Below are 25,241 nucleotides of genomic sequence, written 5' to 3' on the forward strand. Positions count from 1 at the left end.
AAAAATTGTAGTATCATTAGTAATAAAAATCAAAGAAGTAAAAATGAATTTAAAAGAACTAGACTTAAAACACATTTGGCACCCTTGCACGCAAATGAGCGATCATGAGTTTTTGCCTTTAATACCTATAAAAAAGGCCAAAGGAGTGTATTTGTATGATTTTGATGAAAAATCATACATAGACTGCATTAGCTCTTGGTGGGTAAATATCTTTGGCCATTGTAATGAATATATCAATGAAAAAACCAAAGATCAACTTCAAAATTTAGAGCATGTCTTGCTTGCAGGCTTTTCACATGAGCCTATCATAAAGCTTTCACAAAGACTTTGTGAGCTTTTACCTTTTGATAAATGCTTTTTTGCAGACAATGGTAGTTCAGCCATAGAAGTGGCTTTAAAAATGAGTTTTCAATACCACCTAAACAATGGCTCTAAAAAGGATAAATTCTTATCGCTTAGCAATTCTTACCACGGAGAAACCTTAGGTGCATTAAGCGTTGGCGATGTAGCACTTTATAAAAAAACCTATGAGCCTTTACTTTTAAAAAGTATCACAACACCTGTGCCAACAAGCAAGGACTATACAAAAGAACTTGAAATTTTAGAAAGTATTTTAAAAAATCATCATCATGAAATTTGTGCTTTTATACTTGAGCCTTTACTTCAATGTGCGGGCAATATGCACATGTATGAGCTTGGGTATTTAGATGAGGCAGTTAAACTTGCTAAAGATTATGGCGTGCAAGTGATATTTGATGAGATAGCCACAGGTTTTGGACGCACAGGGGAAATGTTTGCGCTTGATTATTGCTCACAAAGCATTGATTATATATGTCTTTCTAAAGCTATTACGGGTGGGTATTTACCACTTTCAGTGGTGCTTACTAAAGATGAAATTTATGAGAAATTTTATGATAGCTATGAGAGCCAAAAGGCCTTTTTACACTCTCACTCTTACACGGGTAATGCCCTAGCTTGTGCGGCGGCTAATGCGACTTTGGATATTTTTGAAAAAGAAAATATCATCGCAAAAAATAAAATCAAAAGTACTTTTATAAAAACTCAATGGGAGAGTTTAAAAGAATTTGACTTTTTAGGAAATTTTAGAAATTTAGGTATGGTAAGTGCATTTGATATACAAAAAAGCAAATATCAAAGAGCAGGACTTGAAGTCTTTCAAAGAGCTTTAGAAAAAGGCTTGCTTTTAAGACCACTTGGAAATACAATTTATTTCATGCCACCATATGTTATAAATGAAGATGAGATTAATTATGTAGTGGAGTCTTTAAGAGAAATTTTCAAGGATTTTTGAAAGTTTTTCGCATACTTTATCATCAAATTCTATGATAGGAATTTTAGCGTAATTGCTTATAAAATCCTTGCTAAAAGTATCTTGAGTTTTTAAGATTAAAGCAAGGATTTTAATATCTCTTTGTTTTAGTGCTTCTATGCTTAAAAGCGTGTGATTGATACTTCCTAGATAGTCTTTTGCGACTAAAATCGTAGGGTACTTAAACGCACTCATATAATCAATCATTGTTTTTTCATCATCAAGGGGCGAAAAAAGCCCACCAGCTAGCTCGATAATGAGTTTTTCACTTTGTGGAATTTGTATATCAAAGGCTTTATAGTTTAAATTTTCTAAAATCCTACCTTTGTGCGGTGAAGCAGGGGTTTGTAAAAACACACCTTCTTTGAAAATCTTAGTTTTTGGGCTAAACTCAGCTACTACCTCACTATCTTTTGGCGTGCCTGCTTGGATAAGCTTAAAATAATCAAAACCCAATTCTTTACAAATTCTAGCACTTAGATAAGTTTTGCCAACATCTGTGTCTATACCGCTAATGTATATTTTCATTTTAAACCTATGAAAGTATTTTTAAACCCACGGTGCAAGCAATGATAAGAGCGATCAAAAAAAGCTTTAAAAAGCTTTTGCTTTCTTTATAAAAAAGCACCCCTATGATAACCCCGCCTGCAGTTCCAGCTCCTGTCCATATAGAATAAGCCACACTCATAGCAATACTTTGCATGCTAAGGCTTAAAAATCCAAATGAAAAAGCAAAACACACTATCAAAGCTAAAAGATAAAGCTTATTTTTAGTGCTTACAAGTTGTTTCATAATAATCACGCCAAAAATTTCAAAAGCAGTCGCCAAAAACAAAAAGAACCATTCCATTACTTAGCTTCCTTGCTAATGATTTTAAGACCTATGATACTTAAAAGCAAAATGGCTATTAAAGTAAGCTTGGCAATAGAGCTTGGCTCATTGAAAACAAACATCTCATTAAGCACCACTCCAACCGTGCCAATACCTACAAAAACACTATAAGCAATGCTTACTTCAAGTCTTTCACAAGCTTTTAAAAAACATGTAAAAGATATACAAACTCCAATGGCTGTTAAAGCATAATGCCAAATTTCAGTAGAGTATTTTAAACCACTTACCCAAAAACACTCAACCAAACCACCTAAAATTACCATAAACCAACCAAAATTAGAACTTATTTTTGTTCTTTCAATCATAATCTACCTTTTTTTAAAAGTGCAAATTATAACCAAAATTACAAAATAATAAGCTCCTTGGTATTAAATTTTCTTACTTTCTACCTCTTTTAATATATCTTGAGAAATATCCCCTACTTCTTTAGTAGTTTCATTAGTAAAATTAGCTATTTTTACATTTTCTTTTGTGACATCTTCTAGTTGAATTATCGCATCATTAATTTGTGAAATACTTTGAGTTTGTTCATGCATTGATATAGAAACATCATTAACACTTTGAACTAAAATATTTACATTAGCTTCTATCTCACCTAAACTTCTTTCTGTCTTTTCAGCCAAATGACGCACCTCATCAGCAACCACAGCAAAACCTCTGCCATGTTCACCCGCACGAGCAGCTTCTATGGCAGCATTTAATGCTAATAAATTTGTTTGTTCTGCTATGTCCTTGATCACATTTACTACTTCTTTAATATTTTCAGCTTGAGAAACAACCTCTGTAGTTTTACCTCCAACATTTTGCATAGAAATGTTTATTTGCTCTACTGCTTTTATGGATTTTTCCAAAGAATTTGATTGAGAATAAGTTCCATCAACAAGTTTTTGCATAAATTCTTCTAGTTTTTCACATTGTATAGTTAGTTTATGTGCAAATTTAGAAGAAGAAATCAACATCTTTTTGATTTCTGAACCTAAAACATTTGTTGTTATTTCTACACTTCCTTTTGCATTTTCAACCTGTGTTGAAAAATCTAAAGCCTTATAACTTTCAAGCACTCTATCAAGCTCGTTGATGTTTGATCCTATTTTCTCTTCTAAAATATCAAGCAATTCATTTAATACATTTTTTAACTCTATTAGTTGAGGATTTATAGGATCATTATCAATTCTAACAGATAAATCTCCAAGCTCTATCTCTTTCAACTTTTGAACACTTTCAAACACAGCCTTCTTGTCTTGCTTTAAATTCTTTTGGATATTTTTTATACCATTATTGATTTCTTTACCAATAATAGCAAATTCATCATTTCCTTTGATATTTAAATCTATATCTTTCATATCGCCTTTGTAGTTTAAACTTTCAAAAAAATCTTCTAAAGCTTCTTTAATAAATATAATTTTCTTAAGAAAATGCTCTATCATACCACCCAAAATAACGATAATAACAAGGACAAAAATCACACCAAATATAACTTGGGTAATTAAAAGTCCGTTTAAAACCTCATCATAATCACTCAAAGCATTAGAAGAACACAAAGTTAAAGAATTTTCTCCCATAATACACACAGCTAAGCGTTCTTGACCTTTAAGTTTATACAAAATCAAATCAGTAGTTTCATTTGGAGTTACACTTGCAACATTAACAAAATTTTTTAACACTTCTTTAACTTCATTGTCTTCATAAAAATCTATATTAGCAGAAGAATGAGCTATCATTTCCTTTCTTTCATTGATTAAAAACACATTATTACTTGCAGTAGTTTTTAATCTTCCAAAAGCATTGCGTATATCATCTAGAAAAAACTCACCTGCTAAAACTCCATAAAATTTCCCATCAATAACAATCGGAATTGACACTGACAAAGCTATTTTTTTAGTTACGACATCTAAAAAAGGTTCTGAAATGCTTACCTTATTTTTATTTTTTGCATTTTGATACCACACACGTTCTCTAGCATCAAAACCATCTTTTTCTTGATTTAAAATAAAATGTTTTCCTTTAGAATTAATATCTACATCAATCAAGCTACCATCTTTTTCATACCCAACATAAATAGCATTAAAAGAATAAAAACCAAACATCTTTTCTAAAAAAGAACCAATATATTCCTCACTTACATTTTTATGTTCAATAATATTTGCAGCGATTTTTTTAATATTCTCTATCTTAGTATTGAAGTATAAATCTGAAAAATTTTTTCCATTTTTAACACTTTCTTGCTTTCCACTTACAATACTTTGAAGAATATCCGTTTTAGACGAATAATAATTTAGTCCAACAAAAATACCAAATCCAACAACCAAAATCAAAGCTGTGAAAAATGATATTTTCTTAGCTACAATAGTTTTAAACATTAAAATACCTCCTAATTTTGCAATAAATATAAAAACATTTTAATTAATTTCTAAAAAATTTTTCAAAAATAACACCTATAAAAATAAAAAGTAGAATTTTTGTCCTAAAAATACTCATTTATTAATTAAATTTTAGTTATATTTAATTTTTATTAAATATAATAAATAATTTTAAAAAAGGAGTAAATAATGAAATTTTTAACCTGTAGTAAAAGAATTTTATTGACATTAACTAGTTTAATATTTTTACTAAGCAATAATGTCTTTGCAAAAGATTTTGAACCTATCATCGTTATACATGGTGGAACAAGTGGCTTAGGACTTACCAAAGAAGAATTTGCCAAAAGAGAAAAGGTAATGAAAGAATCTTTAAAAGCAGGTCAAAGCATACTTGAAAAAGGAGGAAGCTCGGTTGATGCAGTTATAGCCGCTATTAAAGTAATGGAAGATAGTCCTGAATTTAATGCTGGGAAAGGTGCTGTTTTTACCTCTGATGGATTTAATGAACTTGATGCATCTATAATGGATGGAAAAAATTTAAAAGCAGGTGCAGTTGCTATGGCTAGGACGATTAAAAACCCTATAGAAGCAGCAAGACTTGTTATGGAAAAAACACCCCATACTTTAATAGCGGGCGAGGGTGCTGATAAATTAGCCAAAAAACATGGCTTAGAAATAGTAGGACAAAAATACTTCTTTACAGAGTACAGATACAAACAACTTCAAGAAGCTAAAAAAAGTAAGGAAGTTTTATTAGATAGTGATAAGGCGAAAGCTCATCTTGGTGTAAGCACCGAGCCATATTTAGGCACAGTAGGTGCAATAGCTTTAGATAAAAACGGCAACCTAGCAGCAGGTACAAGCACAGGTGGCACTACAAATAAAATGACAGGACGCATTGGGGATTCTCCTATCATAGGAGCAGGAAATTATGCAAATAATGACTCAGTAGCAATTTCTTGCACAGGAACAGGTGACATTTACATAAGAGTAGCTGCAGCTCATGAAGTTGCGTCTTTATACAAATACAAAAAACTTTCAGTGCAAAAAGCAGCCCAAGAAACTATCAAACAAGTTGCAAAACTTGGTGGTACAGGCGGAATTATTTCAATAGATAAAAATGGAAAAGTTGGTTATGCTTGGACTAAAGATAAACTTGGAATGTATCATGGACAAGCAAAAATCGGCGAAGAGCCAAAAGTATTTTGGCCGCTTGGAAATTAACGCAGTTTAACTTTTTTAATGCCTCGAAGTTTAAAAATCTTTGAGGCTCCACTTTCAAAAAACTTTTCATCTACTATTTTATCTGCATTTTGCATAGCCCAATTTAGATCAAATTTTTTTCCATGAATGTTTGCAGAAGTAGAATAAAGCCAATCAAACTTTTTTAAAAATTCCTCATGAGTGCAATCTTTCACAACGCGTATTGCTTTAGAATTAGGATATAAAAAAGTAGTTTTTTTGGATTTTCTAATAGTATTTTTAAAATAATTTGGCACTCTTGTAAGTTTTTTAAGCTCACTAAATTTAGCCGTAGTAATTAAACAATCTTGCTTTAAGGGCCTTTTTTTTAAAGTATTAAGGGCTTTTAAGTCCTTACTTAAAAACCCTGCTGTTGTATCAGTTTGAGCAAGATAAATCATGTTTTTAAGTATTCTTGTAAGCTCTTTACTTCAAGACATGATTTATTTTGTATAGCTTTGATAGCTTTAATCCCCGCATAAGCTGCTCTTAGATTTGTAAAATATGGGATTTTAAAGCGTAAAATATTTGCTCTAATTTTTTTAGTGTCGCCTTTAAAACTATGCTCATCGCTAGTATTTATAGCAAGTTGAATTTGAGAATTTTTTAATTTATCCTCTACATTCGGGCGTCCTTCAGAAATTTTATGTACAAACTCACATTCCAAGCCCGCTTCTTGTAAAACTTTATAAGTTCCACTCGTAGCAATGATTTTAAATCCTAGCTTAATATACTCATTAGCTAAATCTACTGCATATTTTTTATCTTGCTCTCTTAACGATAAAAACACATTACCACTTTCTGGTAAGAAATTTGAAGAAGCAAGTTGGCTTTTTGCATAAGAGTTATCAAAATCTTTACTTACCCCCATGACTTCACCGGTTGAGCGCATTTCAGGTCCAAGCTCAAGATCGCTTCCGCTAAGTTTAGCAAAAGGAAATACCACTGATTTTACACTAATATGTTTTGGCTTTTTAGCTCTTAAAATTCCGTTTTTTTCCTCTACCACTTTAAAGGTGTCATAAAATTTCAAGCTTTCTCTTAAATTTCCTTGCCACATCACGCGCGTTGCAACCTTAGCTAAAGGAATTCCTGTGGCTTTGCTCACAAAAGGCACGGTTCTACTAGCTCTTGGATTTACTTCTATCATATAAAGTTTATTATCATAAATAGCAAATTGTATATTTAAAAGTCCTACTACACCTAAATTTAAAGCAATATCTTTTGTTTTTTGCTCAATCATTTCAAGCATAGCTTCATCAATATTTACAGCAGGTAAAGAGCAAGCGCTATCGCCTGAGTGAATTCCTGCTTCTTCAATATGCTCCATAATACCTGCTACATAAACTTCTTTTCCATCACTTATCGCATCTACATCAAGCTCAGTTGCATTATCTAAAAATTGATCGATTAATACCGGAGATTTATCACTCACATCTACTGCTTCTTGCATATAAAGTCTAAGCTCACTCTCATCATGCACTACACGCATTGCACGACCACCTAAAACATAACTTGGTCTAACAAGCACAGGATAACCTATCTCATTTGCTTTTATAATGGCTTCTTCTACACTTATGGCTGTGCCATTTTTAGGTTGATTTATACCTAGATCTTCAATAAATTTAGCAAATTTCTTTCTATCTTCAGCTAAATCTATTACCCTTGCACTTGTTCCTATAATCTTTGCCCCAAAAGCACTAAGGCGTTTTGCAAATTTAAGCGGAGTTTGACCACCAAAATGCACTATCACTCCATCGGGTCTTTCTCTATCAATAACCGCTCTTAAATGCTCAAAATCAATTGGCTCAAAATACAAAATATCGCTTGTATCATAATCTGTTGAAACCGTTTCTGGGTTACAATTATACATTATAGTTTTTACACCCATATCTTTTAGAGCAAAAGAAGCGTGCACGCAAGCATAATCAAACTCAATGCCTTGTCCTATGCGGTTTGGCCCACCACCTATAATCATCACTTTTTTATCTTTTTTATCTTTACTTTCTTTTACTTGTGTAGCTTCATTTGCATTAATACTTGAGTATAAATACGGGGTCAGTGCTTCAAATTCGCCCGCACAAGTATCTACTTCACTATATTGAGCGATGATTTTGTGTTTAATTCTTGCATAATAAATATCATTTTGGCTTAACTCAAGATTATCTTTTTGATTAATTAAGCTAGCAATTTTTTTATCTGAAAAACCTAAGGTTTTAGCTTTTCTTAATAGTTGCTTATTACTTAAAATATCCATATCTATTTGATTTTCAAATTCCACTATTTCTTTGATTTGGTTTAAAAACCAAGGATCTATTTTGCAAAGCTCAAAAAGCTCTTGTGTGCTAAAACCTTCTCTAAAAGCTTGTGCTATATAAAGCAAGCGTTTTTCATTAGCTTGGCGAATTTTTGCCAAAAGCTCATTTTTATCACATTCTATAGTATCAAACCCACTTAAATTTCTCTCAAGTGAGCAAAGTGCTTTTTGAATGCTTTCTTTAAAAGTTCTCCCTATAGCCATAACCTCACCCACGCTTTTCATAGCAGTGCCAAGCTCTGTGCTTGCATTTGGGAATTTTTCAAAAGTAAAACGAGGAATTTTAGTTACGATATAATCAATTACCGGTTCAAATGAAGCAGGAGTTCCTGTGATATCATTTTTAATCTCATCTAAACTAAATCCAACTGCTAAAAGCGTAGCTACCTTAGCTATAGGATAGCCCGTAGCTTTACTAGCTAGGGCTGAAGATCTTGAAACCCTAGGATTCATTTCAATAACTATCATTCTACCATTAGTTGGATTGATAGCAAATTGCACATTTGATCCACCTGTATCTACTCCAATTTCTCTTAAAATAGCAAAAGAAGCATTACGCATCGCTTGGTATTCTTTATCAGTCAAAGTTAAAGCAGGAGCTATAGTAATAGAATCGCCTGTATGAACCCCCATAGGATCGACATTTTCAATAGAGCAAACGATAATACAATTGTCATTTTTATCTCTAATGACCTCCATTTCATATTCTTTCCAACCAAGTAAGCTTTCTTCGATTAAAATTTCATGGATAGGGCTTAGCGCTAAAGCAGTATTTGCAAGTTCTGCAAACTCATCCATATTATATACCACGCCACTTCCTGCACCACCTAAGGTAAAAGAAGCTCTAATCATCAAAGGAAAACCAATCTCATCAACAGCTTTTAAAGCCTCTTCATAATTATACGCATACATAGATTTTGGTAAATCCATGCCAATTTTTTTCATGCATTCTTTAAAAACTTGTCTGTCTTCGCCTTTTTTAATCGCTTCAGGATTTGCACCTAAAAATTTTACATCTGCAAGCTCGCCACTTTCATAAACTTCCATAGCAACATTCAAAGCAACTTGGCCACCCATAGTAGGTAAAATCGCATCGATTTTTTCTTTTTTGATAATACTTAGAATACTTTCTTTGGTAATTGGTTCTATATAAGTTGCATCAGCAAATTCAGGATCTGTCATAATCGTAGCCGGATTAGAATTGATCAAAACTACTCTATAACCTAGCTCTTTTAAAGTTTTTGCCGCTTGAGTTCCTGAGTAATCAAACTCACAAGCTTGACCTATAACGATAGGCCCACTGCCTATTAATAATATATTTTTTATATCTGTTCTTTTTGGCATGTATTTTCCTAAGCTAAATTTTTAGCCAAATTATAACAAATATAAGTTTTTTAGAAGTTGAATTTAACAAAGAATTTAGCTCTTAAAGAGCTAAATTTTATTGACGCTTACCAAAAGTTATAGCATAAGCTTCATTTCTTACATCAAATAAAGGATCTTGTGGTGGATTAACCCCTTGAGGTACATCCGAAGGAAAATATACATCAAAATTACAATCTTCATCGCTCAAGGCATTAACCTTAAAAGTCCCAACTAGACTTTCTTTGTGCTTACCACTCCATAAAGCCGTTGTTTCATTGGTAATATCATTTTTATTTGCATATACTAAATACATTTTATACTCAACCGGCTTATTAGCTTTTACACGATTTTGGAAATCTTCTTTTAAAAAATCACTACTCGCACTTTTCATTTGTGCTTCATTTAAATATGCCACACCTTCACTTGGAACTAATTTCCATCTTGCTGGTAAATAGTTTTCTCCGTTTGCTTGTTTAAAATAAAAAGTATGAATACTAAAAAATGGAGTATTTGCTACACTTTTACTAATGCCAATTTTATCAGTATATGCAGCAAAATTTCTATAAGAATCAACCTCTTGCATCATCTTGCTTATTTTTTCTTGATCGACTTTACCATTTACAGGAAGTCTCATTTCAAAAAACTGACCGAATTCTTTAGGATTTTTTGCGAAATTTATTTCTGTATTTAGCATAACCATAGTCCAAGAAGCAGAATCTTTAGGATCAGTAATTCTAATAGCCATACCTCTTGTTTTGCTTTTATCATCTTTAAAAGCTCCACCCAAAGAATATCTTACTTGGATTGGCAAACTTTTTTGTGTTAACAAAGGCACATCAACTTCTTTATTGATAGACAAAGCTGGCTCAAAAGTTCCCATAGCACAAAAGCCTTTTGCATGATTAACTTTTGCTTTTGGATTTTTAGGATCAGCATTAAGTTGATAAAAAAATATCTGCTATTTTTTGTGCATCATATTCCACTTCATTTGCATAAATAGCACCACTTAAACAGCAAAAAGCTAAACAACTACTGATATATTTTTTCATTTAATCTCCTAAATTTTTAAAATTCGGAGATAATTCTAATATTTAATAGTAAATAATAATTTATATCAACTAAAATAAATAACTTTTTATTAAAAATTTTCTACCATATAAAAATAACTTGGTACTTTCATTTTTACATAAGGTTTAACATATGCATTTTGATAGGCGCCTTCTTCTTCTATTTTAAAAATTTCGCCTACTGGAATTCCTGAAAAGAAAATCTCATCTAAGCCACTTGTATAAACCTTATCGCCCATTTTAAGTTCAAGCCATTTAGGAATATATTTAACTAAAACATAATCATTTCTACCATGAGCTATACCTGGTGCTTGTTCCTTACCTATATATACGGAAAAAATACACTCTTCATCACCTTGTAAAAGTCCCAAAGCTCTACCATTTTTTTCTATAACTATGCCTGCTGTATAGCCATTATAAATTAAGCCTTTAATTTTTCCTTTATAATCCACATCAAGCCAAACCTTATGATAATCGCTAATTTGAGCATAAGAAGTTGCCTTAACTAAACTAACATTAGGATAATAAAAACTTGAATTTTTATCACTTAAAATATTGTTTAATTCATTGGCAAAGTTTTTCATATAGATATTGTTTTTTTCAAGCTCAGCATTTCTTTCTCTTAATTTTTTAATTTCTTGAGCTTGATTAAAATGCTCATTAAATTTATCTTTTAAAAGATTAATGCTTTGAGAAAACTGATTAACAATAGCAATATTTAAATCTAAAACATTTCGTTTTATTATATCTCCATAATAAAACGAAACAAACACTAAAAAAGATAAAATTAAAACACTAAGAATTTTACTCTTCATTCGTTAGTTGGTGCAATAAAGAAATTTCTTCCAAAGCTTTACCTGTGCCTTTTGCTACTGCTAAAAGTGGCTCATCAGCTACATATACTGGAAGTTTTACAATTTCAGATAAATATTTATCAAGACCGCGTATTAAAGCTCCGCCTCCTGTTAAAACAACACCATTTTCAACAATATCAGCTGCAAGATCAGGCGGCATCATTTCAAGAACGATTTTTAATGCATCAGCAATTTCTTTTAAATGCTCACGCATAGCCTCTCTTACATCTTCACTTGTTAACTCTATTCTATTTAACAATCCTGTTACTTGATCGCGTCCTTTAACTACCATAGAAAGCTCTTTTGGAAGCTGAACTGCTGAGCCTATTGCGATTTTGATTTCCTCGCCCGTTCTTTCACCTATGACAAGATTGTATTTTTCTTTTACATAATTTACTATACTAGTATCAAGCTTATCACCAGCTGTTCGGATAGATTTTGAAATCACAAGACCGCCCAAAGAAGTAACACCAATTTCAGTAGTACCACCGCCAATATCTACCACCAAGCTCCCTTGAGGCTCTCTAATTGGTAAATTTGCACCAATAGCTGCTGCCATAGGTTCTTCTATCAAAAATACTTCTCTAGCACCCGCACTTAACGCACTTTCTCTAACTGCCTTTCTTTCAACTTGAGTTAAACCATAAGGAACTGAAATGATAATTCTAGGTCTTAAAAAAGATTTTCTTCTATGAGTTTTTTCTATAAAATAACGGATCATTTTTTCAGTCATATCAAAATCAGCAATCACACCATCTTTCATAGGACGGATTGCTTCGATATTACCTGGGGTTTTTCCTACCATTTCCTTAGCTTCTTTTCCAACAGCTAAAATTTTAACCCTACCATATCTTTCACGCTCTACCGCAACAACCGAAGGTTCATCAATCACTATACCTTTATCTTTTACCAAAACTAAAGTATTTGCAGTACCTAAGTCAATCCCCATATCACTTGAAAAAAATCCAATTATTTGATCTAAAATCATTCTCAGCCTTTAACTTTTTTATTTTTTATAAATAAAGGTTTTGTACCTTCTTTGATCACTTCTTTAGTAATTGCTATGCTATATCCATTATACTCTGGCAAATCAAACATCAAATCTACCATCATTTCTTCAATAATACTTCTTAAACCTCTAGCGCCTGTTTTACGCTCTAGCGAAAGCTTAGCAATCTCTCTTAGTGCTTCATCTTCAAATTTTAATTCCACATTGTCAATAGCAAAAAGTTTTTGATATTGCTTAATAATGGCATTTTTTGGCTCAGTTAAAATACGCACCATGCTTTCCTCATCAAGCTCTTCTAAAGAAGCAAGCACATGCAATCTTCCTATAAGTTCAGGAATAAGCCCAAAATGCACCAAATCATCAGGCTCTAGTCTTTGAAGTAAAGCTTCTTTTTCATCTTTTTTATCATCAGTAAAAAAGCCCATGACATTATCGCCTAATTTTCTTTTAATAATATCACTAATACCATCAAAAGCCCCACCACACACAAATAAAATATTAGTTGTATCTATTTGTATAAAATCTTGATTTGGGTGTTTTCTACCGCCTTTTGGTGGGATATTTACCAAAGATCCTTCAATAATTTTGAGTAAGGCTTGTTGCACGCCCTCACCACTTACATCTCTTGTAATAGAGCGATTTTCGCCCATTCTTGCGATTTTGTCTATCTCATCGATAAATATAATCCCTTTTTGTGCTCTTTGCACATCTCCATCAGCAGCTTGTAAAAGACGAGTAAGGATATTTTCAACATCTTCTCCCACATAACCTGCTTCGGTTAAAGAAGTCGCATCGCAAATTGCAATAGGCACATCTAAAAATCTAGCTAAAGTTTGCGCCAACAAAGTTTTTCCACTTCCCGTTGGGCCTACTAATAAAATATTTGATTTTGCTAATTCTGTATCATCATCTTCTAATTCAGATCTAAAAAGCCTTTTGTAGTGATTATATACCCCTACACTAAAGATTTTTTTAGCTCTATCTTGCCCGATAACATATTTATCTAAATATGCTTTTAATTCCTTAGGAGTAATATCTTTAAAATTTTCTTTATCAACTTCTTTATTTTTTAATTCTTTTTCCTCTCCAAAGAAAATATTACAAGCACTTTCGGCACAATACTCACATATAAAGGCATTATTATAATCATTTACTAAAATTCTTCTTTCACTTGTTTCTATTTCATTGCAAAAACTACATCTTTTAACCATGACTTTTTTCCTTATATATAGGAATTCCTCTTTTTGTTTCTAAGATAAAATTACACATTTTTTTCACATTTTCACTAGAAGTATTTTCTAGCAAACTTAAAGCATTATCTTTTAAATTTCCTTGTCTGAATAAAAATTTAAAAGCCTTACTTAAAACATCCACTTCTTCTTTATCAAAGCGTCTTCTAATGCCTACTAAATTTAAACTTCTAATGCTTGCTCGATTTCCTTCAGCTAAGCAAAATGGCACCACATCTTGAGAAAGCGCACTAGCACCTGCTATCATACACCCCTCACCTACCTTAACAAACTGATGTATTGGAGTAAGTCCACCTACCACAGTATAATCTCCAAGTTCCACATGACCTGCTAAAGTAGCATTATTTGCTAAAATAATATTATCTCCAAGCAAACAATCATGTGCAATATGAGAATAAGCCATTATAAAAGCATTATCGCCTATTCTTGTAAAACCATCACCCTTAGCTGTACCTGAATTTATAGTAACAAATTCTCTAATAACTGCATTTTTTCCTATAATAACACCTGAATTTATCTCATCTTTATAAGATATATCTTGTGGAATATCTCCAACTATGGCATAAGAAAAAACTTTAGAATTTTCACCTATGCTTACATTAGGTAAAATTCTTGCACCTTGTTTGATGATAGTATTTGCACCTATATTGGCATTTTTTCCAACATAAGCATAGGCTTCTACTACAACACTATCTGCTATGATAGCTCCATCTTCTATAACAGCACTTGGATGAATTTTGCTCATCATTTATCTACTATCATAGCTTTAAGTTCAGCTTCTGCAACCAATTGTCCATCAACAAAAGCTTTTCCTTGAAAAATCCACATATTTCCACGATTTTTTACCACACTCATCTCATAATCAAGCCTATCACCTGGACGCACTGGATTTCTAAATTTAGCATTATCAATGCCTGTAAAATATACTACTTTAGTGCTTGGATCTACCTTATCATCCATACTTTCAAATGCCAAAACCCCTCCAGTTTGTGCCATACCTTCTAAAATTAACACACCCGGGTAAATTGGATGATCTGGAAAATGCCCCATAAAAACATGGTCGCTTATGCTAATATTTTTATAACCTCTAACAATTTCTTTATTTTTTAATTCTACGATTTTATCTACAAGTAAAAATGGATACCTATGTGGTAAAATTTTTTGAATTTGCATTACATCTATCATAAATTTAGCCTTAAAATATATTCAAAATTCAGATTTTACAAAAAAAATATTAACAAACTAGTTAAGTTTTATAACTTCACAATCTTTTCTTTACTATCAAAATAAATTTCACTTTTTGCTATAAATTCATAAGCGCCTTTAATAATATTTTCAACAATAATCACCGGCGAAAGATCATAAGCGCCAAAATGCTTTTGCCTTATTTTGATTTCTTGCTCTATTTTTAAAGGATTTTGTAAAAAATCTTCAAAACTTTTAAATCGCATTTTGCACAAACTATTTAAATAATCAAAACTCCATAAATTAATCTCATCCTTTACGCTTTTATAGCACTTTAAATCCTCTTCTAAAATACTAAATTTAGTGTAAGAATTTTTAAAATGAGAATAAAATAAAACATGAGTTTTTATGGCTTTTTTGTTTTCTTTTATCAAAGCTCTTAGTAAGCGATAATTTAAAAATTTCTCTCTTTGAATTTCAAATTTAACACCTTTTTTTTCTAAATTTTTTACTTGATTGTAAAATTTTATCTTTTCTTCTATGCTTGAAGGTAATATTTGTTTATTTATAGGACTCATAAGCTCATCTATAAAAGCTTTTTGGCCTTTTTGTTTAGAAAGTGCATAAATACACCCACAATAATTTTGATGATAAAGCATATCTTGCTTAGCTAAGGCAAATTGTCTTTGCGTGCCTCCATTTTTTCTAAAATCAGGTGCCAAAAACTCTATACCAAATTTATCGCATTCTTTTTGTAAAGCTAATTTTAACTGCTCTAAGTCTTTTTTAGGGGATGTTAAAAGGGTTGTTGTAAGTTTTTTTTCACCAATTTTTCGAGCAAATTCAACACTTTTATGCATTCTAAAATCAAAACAAATTTGACATCTTGCGCCTTTTTCAGGCTCGTCCTCATAACCCTTTACACTCTCAAGCCATTTTTCATACTCATATTCACCTTTATAAAGCTTAATACCCAATTTATCACAACTACGCTTAACATCTAAAAATCTAAGTTCATACTCACTATAAGGATGAATATTTGGATCATAAAAAAAACCTATAATTTTCTCATCAGGATAAGTTTTGCTTAATTCTTGTATAAAATAATGACTATCCACACTACAGCAAATATGCACTAGCATAATTCTTTTAATACCTTAAAAGCATGATCTTTAGCTTTTACATTTTTATAAATTTTTGAGATTTTTCCATTTTCATCAATCACAAAAGTGGATCTTATAAGCCCCTCATACTCTTTACCATAATTTTTCTTTAAACCCCAAGCACCATAAAGTTTACAAATTTCTTTTTCACTATCGCTTAATAAAGTGTGTTTTAAATCATATTTTTTTATGAAATTTTCATGCGATTTAACACTATCTGGACTAATACCTATAATCACAGTATTTTGCTCTAAAAAATCCTCATAACTTTGACTAAATTCACAAGCTTGTGTGGTACAACCTGGGGTGTTATCTTTTGGATAAAAATACAAAATAATTTTTTTACCCAAGAAATCACTTAAAGAAATTTTAACTCCATCTTGATTTAAAAGTTCAAACACAGGAGCTTTATCATCAATTTGCAATTCTTTCATTTTTTATCTTTCAATCTTAATTTTTCTACACTTTCGCCACCAAAAGCAATATTATATGGCTCAATATCTTCTAACATAATCACTATATTTTGCTTTGGCTTGTTGTATTTTGTATGTAAAAGTTCTGTAATATCTGCTATTAACTCTTCTTTTTGTGTTTTGCTAAATTCTGGTTTAGCTAATTTGATATTTATAATTGGCATGATTTTTCCTTGTTTCAAATATAATAATTTTACTATATTCTAGTAATTATTAGTATATTTTTGATAAAATTAGTTTTATTTTCAACAAAAAGGCTTAGTTATGATTAGGGCAAAAAAAATTTGGATGGATGGAAAAATCATTGATTTTGATGATGCAAAAATTCATGTTTTAACACATTCATTACATTATGCAAATGCAGTTTTTGAAGGAACAAGAGCTTATAAAACACAAAATGGTTTAGCAATTTTTAGATTAAAAGAACACACCAAAAGACTTTTAGAGTCTGCAAAAATTACTTTAATTAATTCTCCTTTTTCTCAAGAAGAACTTGAAAATGCACAAGTTGAACTTTTAAGAGCAAATGATTTTCAAAATAACACCTATTTGCGACCATTAATCTTTTTAGGTGATGGTACTATGGGAGTTTATCATGCTAAAGCTCCTGTTAGGGTAGCTATTGCTGCTTGGGAATGGGGTGCTTATTTAGGCGAAGAAGGCTTAGAAAAAGGTATTAAGGTTAAAATTTCTTCTTTTGCTAGAAATAGTGTAAAATCTAGCTTAGGTAAAGCAAAAGCAAGTGCAAATTATTTAAATTCTCAAATGGCTAAATATGAAGCTATAGAAGCAGGATATGAGGAAGCCTTAATGCTCGATGAAGAAGGTTTTGTAGCAGAAGGAACAGGTGAGTGTTTTTTTATGATTAAAGATAATAAGCTAATCACACCGCCAAATGATTTTTCATTAAAAAGTATCACTCAAGATACTGTTTTAAAAATTGCACATGATTTGGGCATAAGTGTAGTGCGTCAAAGAATTTCAAGAGATGAAGTTTATGTAGCTGATGAAGCATTTTTCACAGGAACTGCAGCAGAAATAACTCCGATAAATAATATTGATGCAAGAATTATAGGAGATGGAAAAAGAGGTGAGCTAACGACAAAGCTTCAAAATGCGTATTTTGATATAGTTTATGGACGCAATGAAAAATACGCTTCTATGCTAACTTATATTTAACAAAGGAACTAAATGCCAGCTGATTTGAATGATTATTTTAATAAAAAAAACAATCAAAACAACAATAAGCAAAATTTAAACTTCAAAACACCAGAATTTAATTTCAAAGGTTTTGGGAAATTTTCCCCATTAATTTATAGTGCAATTGCGATTATTTTAGTTTTTGCACTTTTTAAACCTTTTGCAATAGTAAATTCAGGGGAAATGGGGATCAAATCCACTACAGGTAAATACAGCCCCACCCCACTTGAACCAGGACTTCATTTTTTTATGCCTATACTGCAAAAAATCACTATCGTAGATACTAGAGTAAGACAAATCAACTATGCTTCAATCGAAGGAATAAATGAAAATTTACAAATAGGATCAGGCGTTGTTAATAAAAATAGTATTTCAGTGCTTGATTCAAGAGGCTTGCCTGTATCTATTGATGTAACCGTTCAATACAGATTAAATCCTTTACAAGTTCCTCAAACTATCGCAACATGGGGGCTTAATTGGGAAAATAAAATCATAGATCCAGTAGTAAGAGATGTTGTAAGAAATGTTGTAGGTCAATACACCGCAGAAGAGCTTCCAACAAATCGTAATACTATAGCGGTGCAAATTGATCAGGGTATTAGAAAAACTATTGAAAGCCAACCAAATGAGCCTGCTGAGCTTCAAGCAGTTCAGCTTAGAGAAATTATCTTACCTATAAAAGTAAAAGAACAAATCGAAAGAGTACAAATTGCTAAACAAGAAGCTGAAAGAACTAAATATGAAGTTGAAAGAGCTAACCAAGAAGCACTTAAAAAAGCGGCTTTAGCTGAAGGGGAGGCAAATGCAACTATTATTAGTGCTAAAGGTAGAGCAAGTGCCGTAAAAATTGAAGCTGATGCACAAGCATATTCAAATAGAGAAATAGCAAAAAGTTTAAATAATCCTTTACTTGATTTAAAACAAATTGAAACCCAAAAGCAATTTAATGAAGCACTTAAAGTCAATAAAGATGCTAAAATTTTCTTAACACCAGGCGGAGCTGTGCCAAATATTTGGGTTGATAGTAAAGATAATAAAAGAACAAGTTCAATAGCAAATTAAAAAATAAAGAAGTGATAATGAATGTTCAACATATCCGAGAGCAAATGATCTTTTATACAGCTCATTTGCACTTGATCGATTTTTTGTTAATGGCTTTAGTTGTATTCTTTTTCATTATCACTTTATTTATTGCTTTGATTGTTAGAAACAAACCTACTTTTGCTTTTATTATAATTTTTTTAGGAATTTTATGTTCACTTAGTATTGCGTATTTGGGATATTTTTTAATTGATACTAAAGTTAGATCCAGAATAGCTAGCTTAGATAATGCTCAATTTTTTGTATATGATAATTCTTTAAGTGTTGATTATAGCTTGACAAATACTTCTAAAAAAAGTTTTAAATTTTGCAAAATAAAAGTAGAAGTATTTAGAAAAAGCGATGAAAATAATACTTTTAAAAATTTAATACATTTATTAAAACCATTAAGAAGTAAATCTACCACTATCGAAAAAACAATAAGTCCCAACCAAACTATTAATCTAAAAACCAAATTTTCCGATTTTAATGAAGGTCAAGATTTTGATATTAAAATTAATTCAAAGTGTTTTTAATGGGATATTTTACTTTTTTTCATATTCTTATCATTTTTATTATGCTAGCTTCAACTTTCCTTACTTGGATTTTATTCTATTTAAAAATACAAAACAAAAAATATATGATAATTTTTTGCATAATAAGTTTTATATTAGCCTCAATCTTAACTATTTCTTTATTATTAACTATAGATCAATACACAAAAAAAGCTAGTTTGAGTAATTTTTCAACCTACAGACGCTTAGCTACAGAAAGTATTATTATAAAAGGTAGAGTAACCAACGATACTAATTTTAAAATTTCAGAATGCTTTTTAGAACTTAGAATTATTGATAATAATAAAAAGCATGAAATCAGTGGAGAAATTTTTAATCAACAAAATTTTGATAGTATAAAAAAAGCAAATCAACAACAAAGAGATGTTTCGTATAATATTAACATTGCAAATCAATTATCAGGTCATACCTACAAAGACTTTTCTTTTGAAGTAGGATTGCCACCTCATTTTCAAAGTTATAAAATTTTTAAACAATTAAAATGCAGATAAGGATTATTTAATAAAATAATCCCCATCAAAACTAATCAAAGAATATTTTCTTTCATTGCCTATGCTTGAAACTAGCTCATTAATATCTAAAAAAGTCAAACTATCTGCACCTGTATATTCTCTAACCTCTTCAATACTCTTATTAGCTGAAATTAACTCTTCAAAAGTTGGAGTGTCTATACCATAAATATCAGGAAATTTGATTTCTGGGCAAGCTATAGCCAAATGAATTTTTCTAGCACCTGCTTGTCTTAAAAGTGTGATGATTTTTTTAGAAGTTGTTCCTCTTACTACACTATCATCAATCACCACTATATCTTTGCCTTCTAAAACTTTCTTCATAGGATTTAATTTCAGTTTTACTTTTAAATTTCTCATTTCTTGAGTTGGTTCTATGAAAGTTCTTCCAACATAGTGATTTCTAACTATGGCCATTTCAAGTGGAATTTTTAAATATTGCGCAAAACCTATAGCAGCACTTACTCCACTATCAGGAACAGGCACTACAAAATCTACTTTTTCTTTAAATTTTTTAGCCAAGGCTTCACCCATTTTTTTACGCACTTCATATACACTTTTACCTTCTATAATACTATCAGGTCTAGCAAAATAAATATATTCAAATGCACAAATTCTTGGATCTGTTTTATCAAAAACTTGAATGCTTTCAAACTCATCACTACCTTGAGTAAAAACTAGCATTTCACCGGGCTTTATATCGCGGATAAATTCAGCTTCTATCAAATCAAAAGCACAAGTTTCACTCGCTACAATATATCCACCATCTTTTAATTTTCCCAAAGATAAAGGTCTAACCCCATAAGGATCTCTTACCACAAAAAGTTGATTTTTACTAGCTAACATAAAGCAATATGCACCCTTACTTTGCATTAGACTTTCTATAAACCTATCTTTTAAAGTTTCTTTTTTGCTTTTTGCTATTAAATGTACAACATTTTCCGTGTCCATATTAGAATGAAAAATAGCTCCATTATCAATTAACTCTTTTCTAACTTCTTCTTTATTAATCAAATTTCCATTATGCACTAAAGAAATATCACCCAAAGAACAAGTAGCTGCAACAGGCTGTGCATCATGCAAAGAAGAATTTCCGGCGGTAGAATAACGATTATGGCCTACAGCTATACTACCTTTTAAATCTGCTAAAATTTGAGTATTAAAAATTTGTCCTACTTCACCTTTAGCTTTATGAGTTTTGATATTTAAACCATCACTCACGCTAATTCCACTTGCTTCTTGGCCACGATGTTGCATAGCAAATAAAGCATAATAAGCCACCGTGCTTGCATTTTTTGAATTAATTACTCCAACTACCGCACACATTTAAATTCCTAAACAATCGTCTATATCATATAAGCCATTTTCTTGAGAAACCAGCCATTTAGCACATCTAATAGCCCCCATAGCAAAAGTAGCTCTTGAAGTAGCACTATGATTTAATTCTATAAATTCACCATCATTATAAAATCCAACTCTATGAGAACCCACTATATCACCACCTCTTAAGCTCATCACTGCGATTTCATCTTTACTTCTTTGACCAATAATCCCATCTCTACCACTTACTCTAACCTTTTCCAAATCTAAATTCCTAGCCTTAGCGACATTTTGTGCTAAAGTCATAGCTGTACCACTTGGAGCGTCTTTTTTCTTATTATGGTGCATTTCAAGTATTTCTATATCAAAATCCCTTAAAGCTTCACTTGCTAAACATGAAAGTTTTTTTAAAATAGCTACACCCAAAGACATATTGGTAGCATAAAGAATTGGCATAGTAATGCTTGCACTTTGCATTAACTCATTTTGCTTAGCATCTAATCCTGTAGTACCTATCACTAAAGGTTTAGGATTGCTTCTTGCGTATAACAACAAATCCTCACAACCTTTCGGGGAAGAAAAATCAATTATTACATCGCATTTGTTAAAAAATTCTTCATAGCTTGATCCTTGATAAAAAAATGCACTTGCTTTAACATCTTTTTGATCTTGTAAACAATTTTCAATTTGTTTACCCATGCGACCATTGCTCCCATGAATTCCTATACATATCATAAATTTATCCTTTATATTTGCAGTGAGAAATTGTATCACTAAGTTAATTAATACAATATTACATACCATGAGCAAAAGTTTCCAAAAAGTTTCCAAAAAACTTTAAATTTATAACACATTTTTAAAAGGAGTTTTATGAAAAGAAGAACATTTTTGAAAGGTTCAGCTTTGGGTTCTATGGTAGCATTTTTTGCTAGCTCAAATTTAAATGCAAGTTTATTAAAAGATAAAGATTTGCTAAATTTTAAAGAAATACCTGCTAGCACAGAAGATAAAGTTATCGTACCAGATGACTACAAAGCAGATATTTTAATCTCATGGGGCGATCCTCTTTTTGGCAAAGCATCTATTTATGATGAAGAAAAAAATATCGATAAAAAAGCTGTGGAAAATGCTAAATTAACTTTTGGAGACAATAACGATGGTATGAGTTTTTTTCCTCTTTCAAAAGATAGGGCTATACTAGCTATTAATAATGAATATATAAATCCTGAAATTATGTTTAAACATCAAGGTAAAAATCTTAACTTAGAAGATATTTTATATGAACAAGCAAATTTAGGAGTGAGCATTTTTGAAATAAAAAAAGAAAAAGATCAATGGTCTGTGGTGCTTGATTCTAAATACAATCGCAGAATCGATGCAAATACAAAAATGAGCATTAGTGGTCCAGCAAAACAACAAGTACTTCAAAATGAAAATTTTATATATGGAACTTTAAATAATTGTGCCAATGGAAAAACACCTTGGGGGACTTATCTTACTTGCGAAGAAAATATAAATGATTTTTTTGGAAGTTTAGATGAAAAAATTAAATTTTCAAAAGAGCAACTTAGATTTGGATTTAAAGCTCAAAGTCAATATGGGTGGGAAAAATTTGATGAAAGATTTGATTTAAGTAAAAATCCAAACGAGGCAAATAAATTTGGATGGGTTGTAGAAATTGATCCATTTGATCCAAACAGCATACCTATAAAAAGAACAGCTCTTGGAAGATTTAAACACGAAAATGCAGAATTAATTGTAGAAGATGATGGAACCGTTGTAATTTATATGGGAGATGATGAAGCCAATGAATTTATTTATAAATTTATAAGCAAACATAAATATAAAAAAGGTCTAGATACTAGCAAAATTTTAGATGAAGGAACCTTATATGTAGCACAATTTAATGGAAAAATAGGAGATTTTAGAGGGAGTGGAAAATGGATTGAGTTAGAATATGGTAAAAATAACCTTAATAAAGAAAATGGTTTTAACTCTCAAGCAGATGTGTTAATCAATGCTAGAATTGCTGGAACTATTGTAAATGCAACTCCTATGGATAGATGTGAATGGATAGCAAGCCATAAAGAAAGTGGCTCAAAAGAAGTATTTGCTACCTTAACAAACAATAAAAAAAATAATAACCCAAATCCAGCAAACCCAAGAACAAAAAATATTTATGGACAAATAATTAAATGGGAGCATAAAAATTCTCATAAAGATGATGAATTTACTTGGGAAATTTTTGCACTTGCAGGAAACCCTGATAATCAAACAAGTTTAAATAAAGGCTCAAACAACATTACAAGTAATAATAAATTTAATTCCCCCGATGGATTAAGTTTTGATAGAGATGGTCGCCTTTGGATACAAACTGATGGAAACTATTCTAATCAAGAAGAATTTGAAGGCATGGGAAATAATTGTATGTTAGCAGCTAATCCAAAAACAGGGGAAATAAAAAGATTTTTAACAGGACCAATAGCTTGCGAAATAACAGGAATTGCTTTTAGTCAAGATTATAAAACTATGTTTGTTGGAATTCAACATCCAGGAGAGAAATTAAAAGGCAGTCAATTTCCTTATGGCAAAACACCAAGATCAAGTATAATAGCAATAAGTAAAATTGATGGCGGAGTTATTGGAAGTTAATCAATTTACACTAGAAATTCTAGTGTAAATTTTCAATATAAGCTAAAGCGCTTAGCGCTGCAACCGCTCCATCACCTGCTGCACATATTACTTGTTTTGGAGCATCTTTTCTTAAATCACCTGCTGCAAATAACCCTGCTATATTGGTTTGCATTTTAAGATCAACACTAACTTGACCACCTTCTTCCATAGTACATAAAAATTCACCATTGTCTTGTTTTAAAATTTCATTTCTTACATTTAATCCAACAAAGGTAAAGATTCCAGGCACATCAAGCTCTCTTTTAGAACCATCATTAAATGCTATTTTAATTTTATTAACACCCATATTATCACCGCAAACCTCATCAACAACCGCATTTGTGATTAATTCTATTTTGTCATTATTTTTTACTTTTTCAACTGTTGAAGGTGCTGCTCTAAACTCATCTCTTCTGTGGATTAAATACACTTTCGAACAAATATTAGCTAGATACAAAGCTTCTTCTAAAGCAGTATCTCCCCCACCTAAAACAGCCACTTCTTTATTTTTATAAAAAAAGCCATCGCAAGTTGCACAAGTACTCACACCTTTACCAAAAAATTCATCCTCGCCTTTAAAACCAGCACGACACGGAGTAGAACCTGTGCAAACAATAACTGCTTTTGCTTGTTCGTTTTTACCGCCTTCCAATTTTATATTAAAACTTCCATCAGAATTTTTACTAATTTGCTCAACACCTACCATCTCATGTTTTAAACCAAAACGCATACATTGTTCATTCCAAGGAGCCATAAAAGAAATTCCATCTAAAACTTGAGCAACTCCAGGATAATTTTCTATCTCTGAACTCGAAGTAATCTGCCCACCAGGCATACCTTTTTCAAACATTACAACATTTTTTAATCCACCTCTTGTAGCATATAAACCTGCGCTCAAACCTGCAGGTCCACCACCTATAATAGCTAAATCTAACATGATATTTTCCTTATAGTTTTATTTATAAGTATTATACAAATTTTTCTTTAATTATAAATAATAAAAATTATTAAATAGTAAAAAATATGAAGAAAAGCCACAAAAAGTGGCTTAAGATTATAAAAGTGAGTTTAGTTTATCTGCTAAAGCTTGTTTTGATTGAGCACCAACTAGTTGATCAACCACTTCACCATCTTTAAAAAAAATGATAGTTGGGATAGATCTTACACCAAATTGTGCAGCCAAATCACCTTGCTCATCTGTATTTACTTTACAAATTTTAGCTTTACCATCAAAATCATTTGCAAGCTCATCAATTACCGGTGCAAGCATTCTGCAAGGTCCGCACCATGGAGCCCAAAAATCTACTAAAGCTACACCTTCTTTTGCTTGTGCAAAATTTTCTGTAGTTAAATCAATATATTTTCCCATTTTTTTCT

General features: G+C 31.3%; 25 protein-coding genes and 2 pseudogenes. 7 read left to right on the top strand and 20 right to left on the bottom strand.

Annotation, left to right across the window (positions count from 1 at the left end; translation table 11 throughout):
• Nucleotides 1–43: 43 nt before the first annotated feature.
• Complete coding sequence (locus tag L8U37_RS03915; RefSeq protein ID WP_263666605.1) at nucleotides 44–1,312, top strand: adenosylmethionine--8-amino-7-oxononanoate transaminase; 1,269 nt, start codon at nucleotides 44–46, stop codon at nucleotides 1,310–1,312.
• Here L8U37_RS03915 and bioD read toward each other — a convergent pair.
• From bioD to L8U37_RS08210, 5 genes and pseudogenes are all read right to left on the bottom strand, one after another.
• Nucleotides 1,286–1,858: a dethiobiotin synthase gene (bioD, locus tag L8U37_RS03920; protein WP_263728644.1), complete on the bottom strand. Its 573-nt coding sequence runs from the start codon at nucleotides 1,856–1,858 to the stop codon at nucleotides 1,286–1,288. The genes L8U37_RS03915 and bioD overlap by 27 nt on opposite strands.
• Before the next feature lie 7 nt (nucleotides 1,859–1,865).
• Nucleotides 1,866–2,180, bottom strand: a complete 315-nt coding sequence (locus L8U37_RS03925; RefSeq protein WP_087699706.1) for a DMT family transporter — start codon at nucleotides 2,178–2,180, stop codon at nucleotides 1,866–1,868.
• Nucleotides 2,180–2,527, bottom strand: coding sequence for a DMT family transporter (locus L8U37_RS03930; RefSeq protein WP_263666603.1), 348 nt, complete (start codon nucleotides 2,525–2,527; stop codon nucleotides 2,180–2,182). Before L8U37_RS03930 ends, L8U37_RS03925 begins: the two co-directional genes overlap by 1 nt.
• 63 nt (nucleotides 2,528–2,590) lie before the next feature.
• Entirely contained in the window at nucleotides 2,591–3,784 is a 1,194-nt protein-coding gene (locus tag L8U37_RS08205; RefSeq protein WP_404842198.1) for a methyl-accepting chemotaxis protein, read from the bottom strand.
• Nucleotides 3,785–3,805: 21 nt separating this feature from the next.
• Nucleotides 3,806–4,582: pseudogene (locus tag L8U37_RS08210) on the bottom strand (cache domain-containing protein); the annotation flags it as partial.
• 189 nt (nucleotides 4,583–4,771) lie between these two features.
• On the opposite strand from L8U37_RS08210, the gene L8U37_RS03945 reads away from it, so the two are divergent.
• Nucleotides 4,772–5,806: an isoaspartyl peptidase/L-asparaginase family protein gene (locus L8U37_RS03945; protein ID WP_220566560.1), complete on the top strand. Its 1,035-nt coding sequence runs from the start codon at nucleotides 4,772–4,774 to the stop codon at nucleotides 5,804–5,806.
• Here L8U37_RS03945 and L8U37_RS03950 read toward each other — a convergent pair.
• From L8U37_RS03950 to L8U37_RS04000, 11 genes and pseudogenes are all read right to left on the bottom strand, one after another.
• The gene (locus L8U37_RS03950; RefSeq protein ID WP_133319514.1) at nucleotides 5,803–6,225 is read right to left on the bottom strand and encodes a Sua5 YciO YrdC YwlC family protein; all 423 of its coding nucleotides are present in this window, start codon (nucleotides 6,223–6,225) and stop codon (nucleotides 5,803–5,805) included. The two genes, L8U37_RS03945 and L8U37_RS03950, sit on opposite strands and share 4 nt — an antisense overlap.
• Nucleotides 6,222–9,485: a carbamoyl-phosphate synthase large subunit gene (gene carB, locus L8U37_RS03955; RefSeq protein ID WP_263728645.1), complete on the bottom strand. Its 3,264-nt coding sequence runs from the start codon at nucleotides 9,483–9,485 to the stop codon at nucleotides 6,222–6,224. The genes L8U37_RS03950 and carB overlap by 4 nt, the downstream gene beginning before the upstream one ends.
• A gap of 97 nt (nucleotides 9,486–9,582) precedes the next feature.
• Nucleotides 9,583–10,555: pseudogene (locus L8U37_RS03960) on the bottom strand (catalase).
• Between the two features lie 89 nt (nucleotides 10,556–10,644).
• Entirely contained in the window at nucleotides 10,645–11,388 is a 744-nt protein-coding gene (gene mreC / locus L8U37_RS03965; protein WP_133319511.1) for a rod shape-determining protein MreC, read from the bottom strand.
• Complete coding sequence (locus tag L8U37_RS03970) at nucleotides 11,378–12,415, bottom strand: rod shape-determining protein (protein ID WP_012662095.1); 1,038 nt, start codon at nucleotides 12,413–12,415, stop codon at nucleotides 11,378–11,380. The genes mreC and L8U37_RS03970 overlap by 11 nt, the downstream gene beginning before the upstream one ends.
• Before the next feature lie 2 nt (nucleotides 12,416–12,417).
• Nucleotides 12,418–13,647, bottom strand: a complete 1,230-nt coding sequence (clpX, locus tag L8U37_RS03975; RefSeq protein WP_263728647.1) for an ATP-dependent Clp protease ATP-binding subunit ClpX — start codon at nucleotides 13,645–13,647, stop codon at nucleotides 12,418–12,420.
• Nucleotides 13,640–14,431 (bottom strand): acyl-ACP--UDP-N-acetylglucosamine O-acyltransferase, encoded by a 792-nt coding sequence (gene lpxA / locus L8U37_RS03980; RefSeq protein ID WP_263728680.1) that lies wholly within the window; start codon nucleotides 14,429–14,431, stop codon nucleotides 13,640–13,642. The genes clpX and lpxA overlap by 8 nt, the downstream gene beginning before the upstream one ends.
• Nucleotides 14,431–14,871 (bottom strand): 3-hydroxyacyl-ACP dehydratase FabZ, encoded by a 441-nt coding sequence (gene fabZ / locus L8U37_RS03985; RefSeq protein ID WP_263728649.1) that lies wholly within the window; start codon nucleotides 14,869–14,871, stop codon nucleotides 14,431–14,433. Before fabZ ends, lpxA begins: the two co-directional genes overlap by 1 nt.
• A 68-nt stretch (nucleotides 14,872–14,939) precedes the next feature.
• Nucleotides 14,940–16,013 carry an epoxyqueuosine reductase QueH gene (locus L8U37_RS03990; protein ID WP_263728651.1) on the bottom strand — a complete coding sequence of 358 codons (1,074 nt, stop codon included), beginning with the start codon at nucleotides 16,011–16,013 and terminating at the stop codon, nucleotides 14,940–14,942.
• Nucleotides 16,007–16,468, bottom strand: a complete 462-nt coding sequence (gene bcp, locus L8U37_RS03995) for a thioredoxin-dependent thiol peroxidase (protein ID WP_263728653.1) — start codon at nucleotides 16,466–16,468, stop codon at nucleotides 16,007–16,009. Before bcp ends, L8U37_RS03990 begins: the two co-directional genes overlap by 7 nt.
• Nucleotides 16,465–16,671, bottom strand: coding sequence for a tautomerase family protein (locus L8U37_RS04000; protein ID WP_133319508.1), 207 nt, complete (start codon nucleotides 16,669–16,671; stop codon nucleotides 16,465–16,467). The genes bcp and L8U37_RS04000 overlap by 4 nt, the downstream gene beginning before the upstream one ends.
• A gap of 100 nt (nucleotides 16,672–16,771) precedes the next feature.
• On the opposite strand from L8U37_RS04000, the gene ilvE reads away from it, so the two are divergent.
• From ilvE to L8U37_RS04020, 4 genes are read left to right on the top strand one after another with little or no spacing between them, the layout of a single operon-like run.
• A complete protein-coding gene (gene ilvE / locus L8U37_RS04005; protein ID WP_133319507.1) occupies nucleotides 16,772–17,686 on the top strand; it encodes a branched-chain-amino-acid transaminase in 915 nt (304 codons plus the stop codon).
• A 12-nt stretch (nucleotides 17,687–17,698) separates the two neighbouring features.
• On the top strand, nucleotides 17,699–18,769 hold the full coding sequence (locus tag L8U37_RS04010; protein ID WP_263709215.1) for a prohibitin family protein: 1,071 nt from the start codon (nucleotides 17,699–17,701) through the stop codon (nucleotides 18,767–18,769).
• Nucleotides 18,770–18,786: 17 nt separating this feature from the next.
• Nucleotides 18,787–19,323 (top strand): DUF2393 family protein, encoded by a 537-nt coding sequence (locus L8U37_RS04015; RefSeq protein ID WP_133319505.1) that lies wholly within the window; start codon nucleotides 18,787–18,789, stop codon nucleotides 19,321–19,323.
• Between the two features lie 41 nt (nucleotides 19,324–19,364).
• Entirely contained in the window at nucleotides 19,365–19,853 is a 489-nt protein-coding gene (locus L8U37_RS04020) for a DUF2393 domain-containing protein (RefSeq protein WP_259443337.1), read from the top strand.
• A gap of 3 nt (nucleotides 19,854–19,856) precedes the next feature.
• Here L8U37_RS04020 and purF read toward each other — a convergent pair whose 3' ends face one another.
• Nucleotides 19,857–21,197 (bottom strand): amidophosphoribosyltransferase, encoded by a 1,341-nt coding sequence (purF, locus tag L8U37_RS04025; protein WP_133319503.1) that lies wholly within the window; start codon nucleotides 21,195–21,197, stop codon nucleotides 19,857–19,859.
• Nucleotides 21,198–21,926, bottom strand: coding sequence for a 4-hydroxy-tetrahydrodipicolinate reductase (gene dapB, locus L8U37_RS04030; RefSeq protein ID WP_263661500.1), 729 nt, complete (start codon nucleotides 21,924–21,926; stop codon nucleotides 21,198–21,200).
• Nucleotides 21,927–22,061: 135 nt separating this feature from the next.
• Between dapB and L8U37_RS04035 the strand changes: the two genes are divergently transcribed.
• Nucleotides 22,062–23,843, top strand: a complete 1,782-nt coding sequence (locus L8U37_RS04035) for a PhoX family protein (protein WP_263728654.1) — start codon at nucleotides 22,062–22,064, stop codon at nucleotides 23,841–23,843.
• Nucleotides 23,844–23,862: 19 nt separating this feature from the next.
• Here the strand turns inward: L8U37_RS04035 and trxB are convergent, their stop codons facing one another.
• Nucleotides 23,863–24,801, bottom strand: a complete 939-nt coding sequence (gene trxB, locus L8U37_RS04040; RefSeq protein WP_263728656.1) for a thioredoxin-disulfide reductase — start codon at nucleotides 24,799–24,801, stop codon at nucleotides 23,863–23,865.
• A 117-nt stretch (nucleotides 24,802–24,918) separates the two neighbouring features.
• The gene (trxA, locus tag L8U37_RS04045; RefSeq protein ID WP_039619298.1) at nucleotides 24,919–25,233 is read right to left on the bottom strand and encodes a thioredoxin; all 315 of its coding nucleotides are present in this window, start codon (nucleotides 25,231–25,233) and stop codon (nucleotides 24,919–24,921) included.
• Between the last annotated feature and the right edge of the window lie 8 nt (nucleotides 25,234–25,241).

Source organism: Campylobacter sp. RKI_CA19_01122 (genome assembly GCF_025771325.1).
In the GTDB taxonomy this organism is placed as follows: domain Bacteria; phylum Campylobacterota; class Campylobacteria; order Campylobacterales; family Campylobacteraceae; genus Campylobacter_D; species Campylobacter_D lari_D.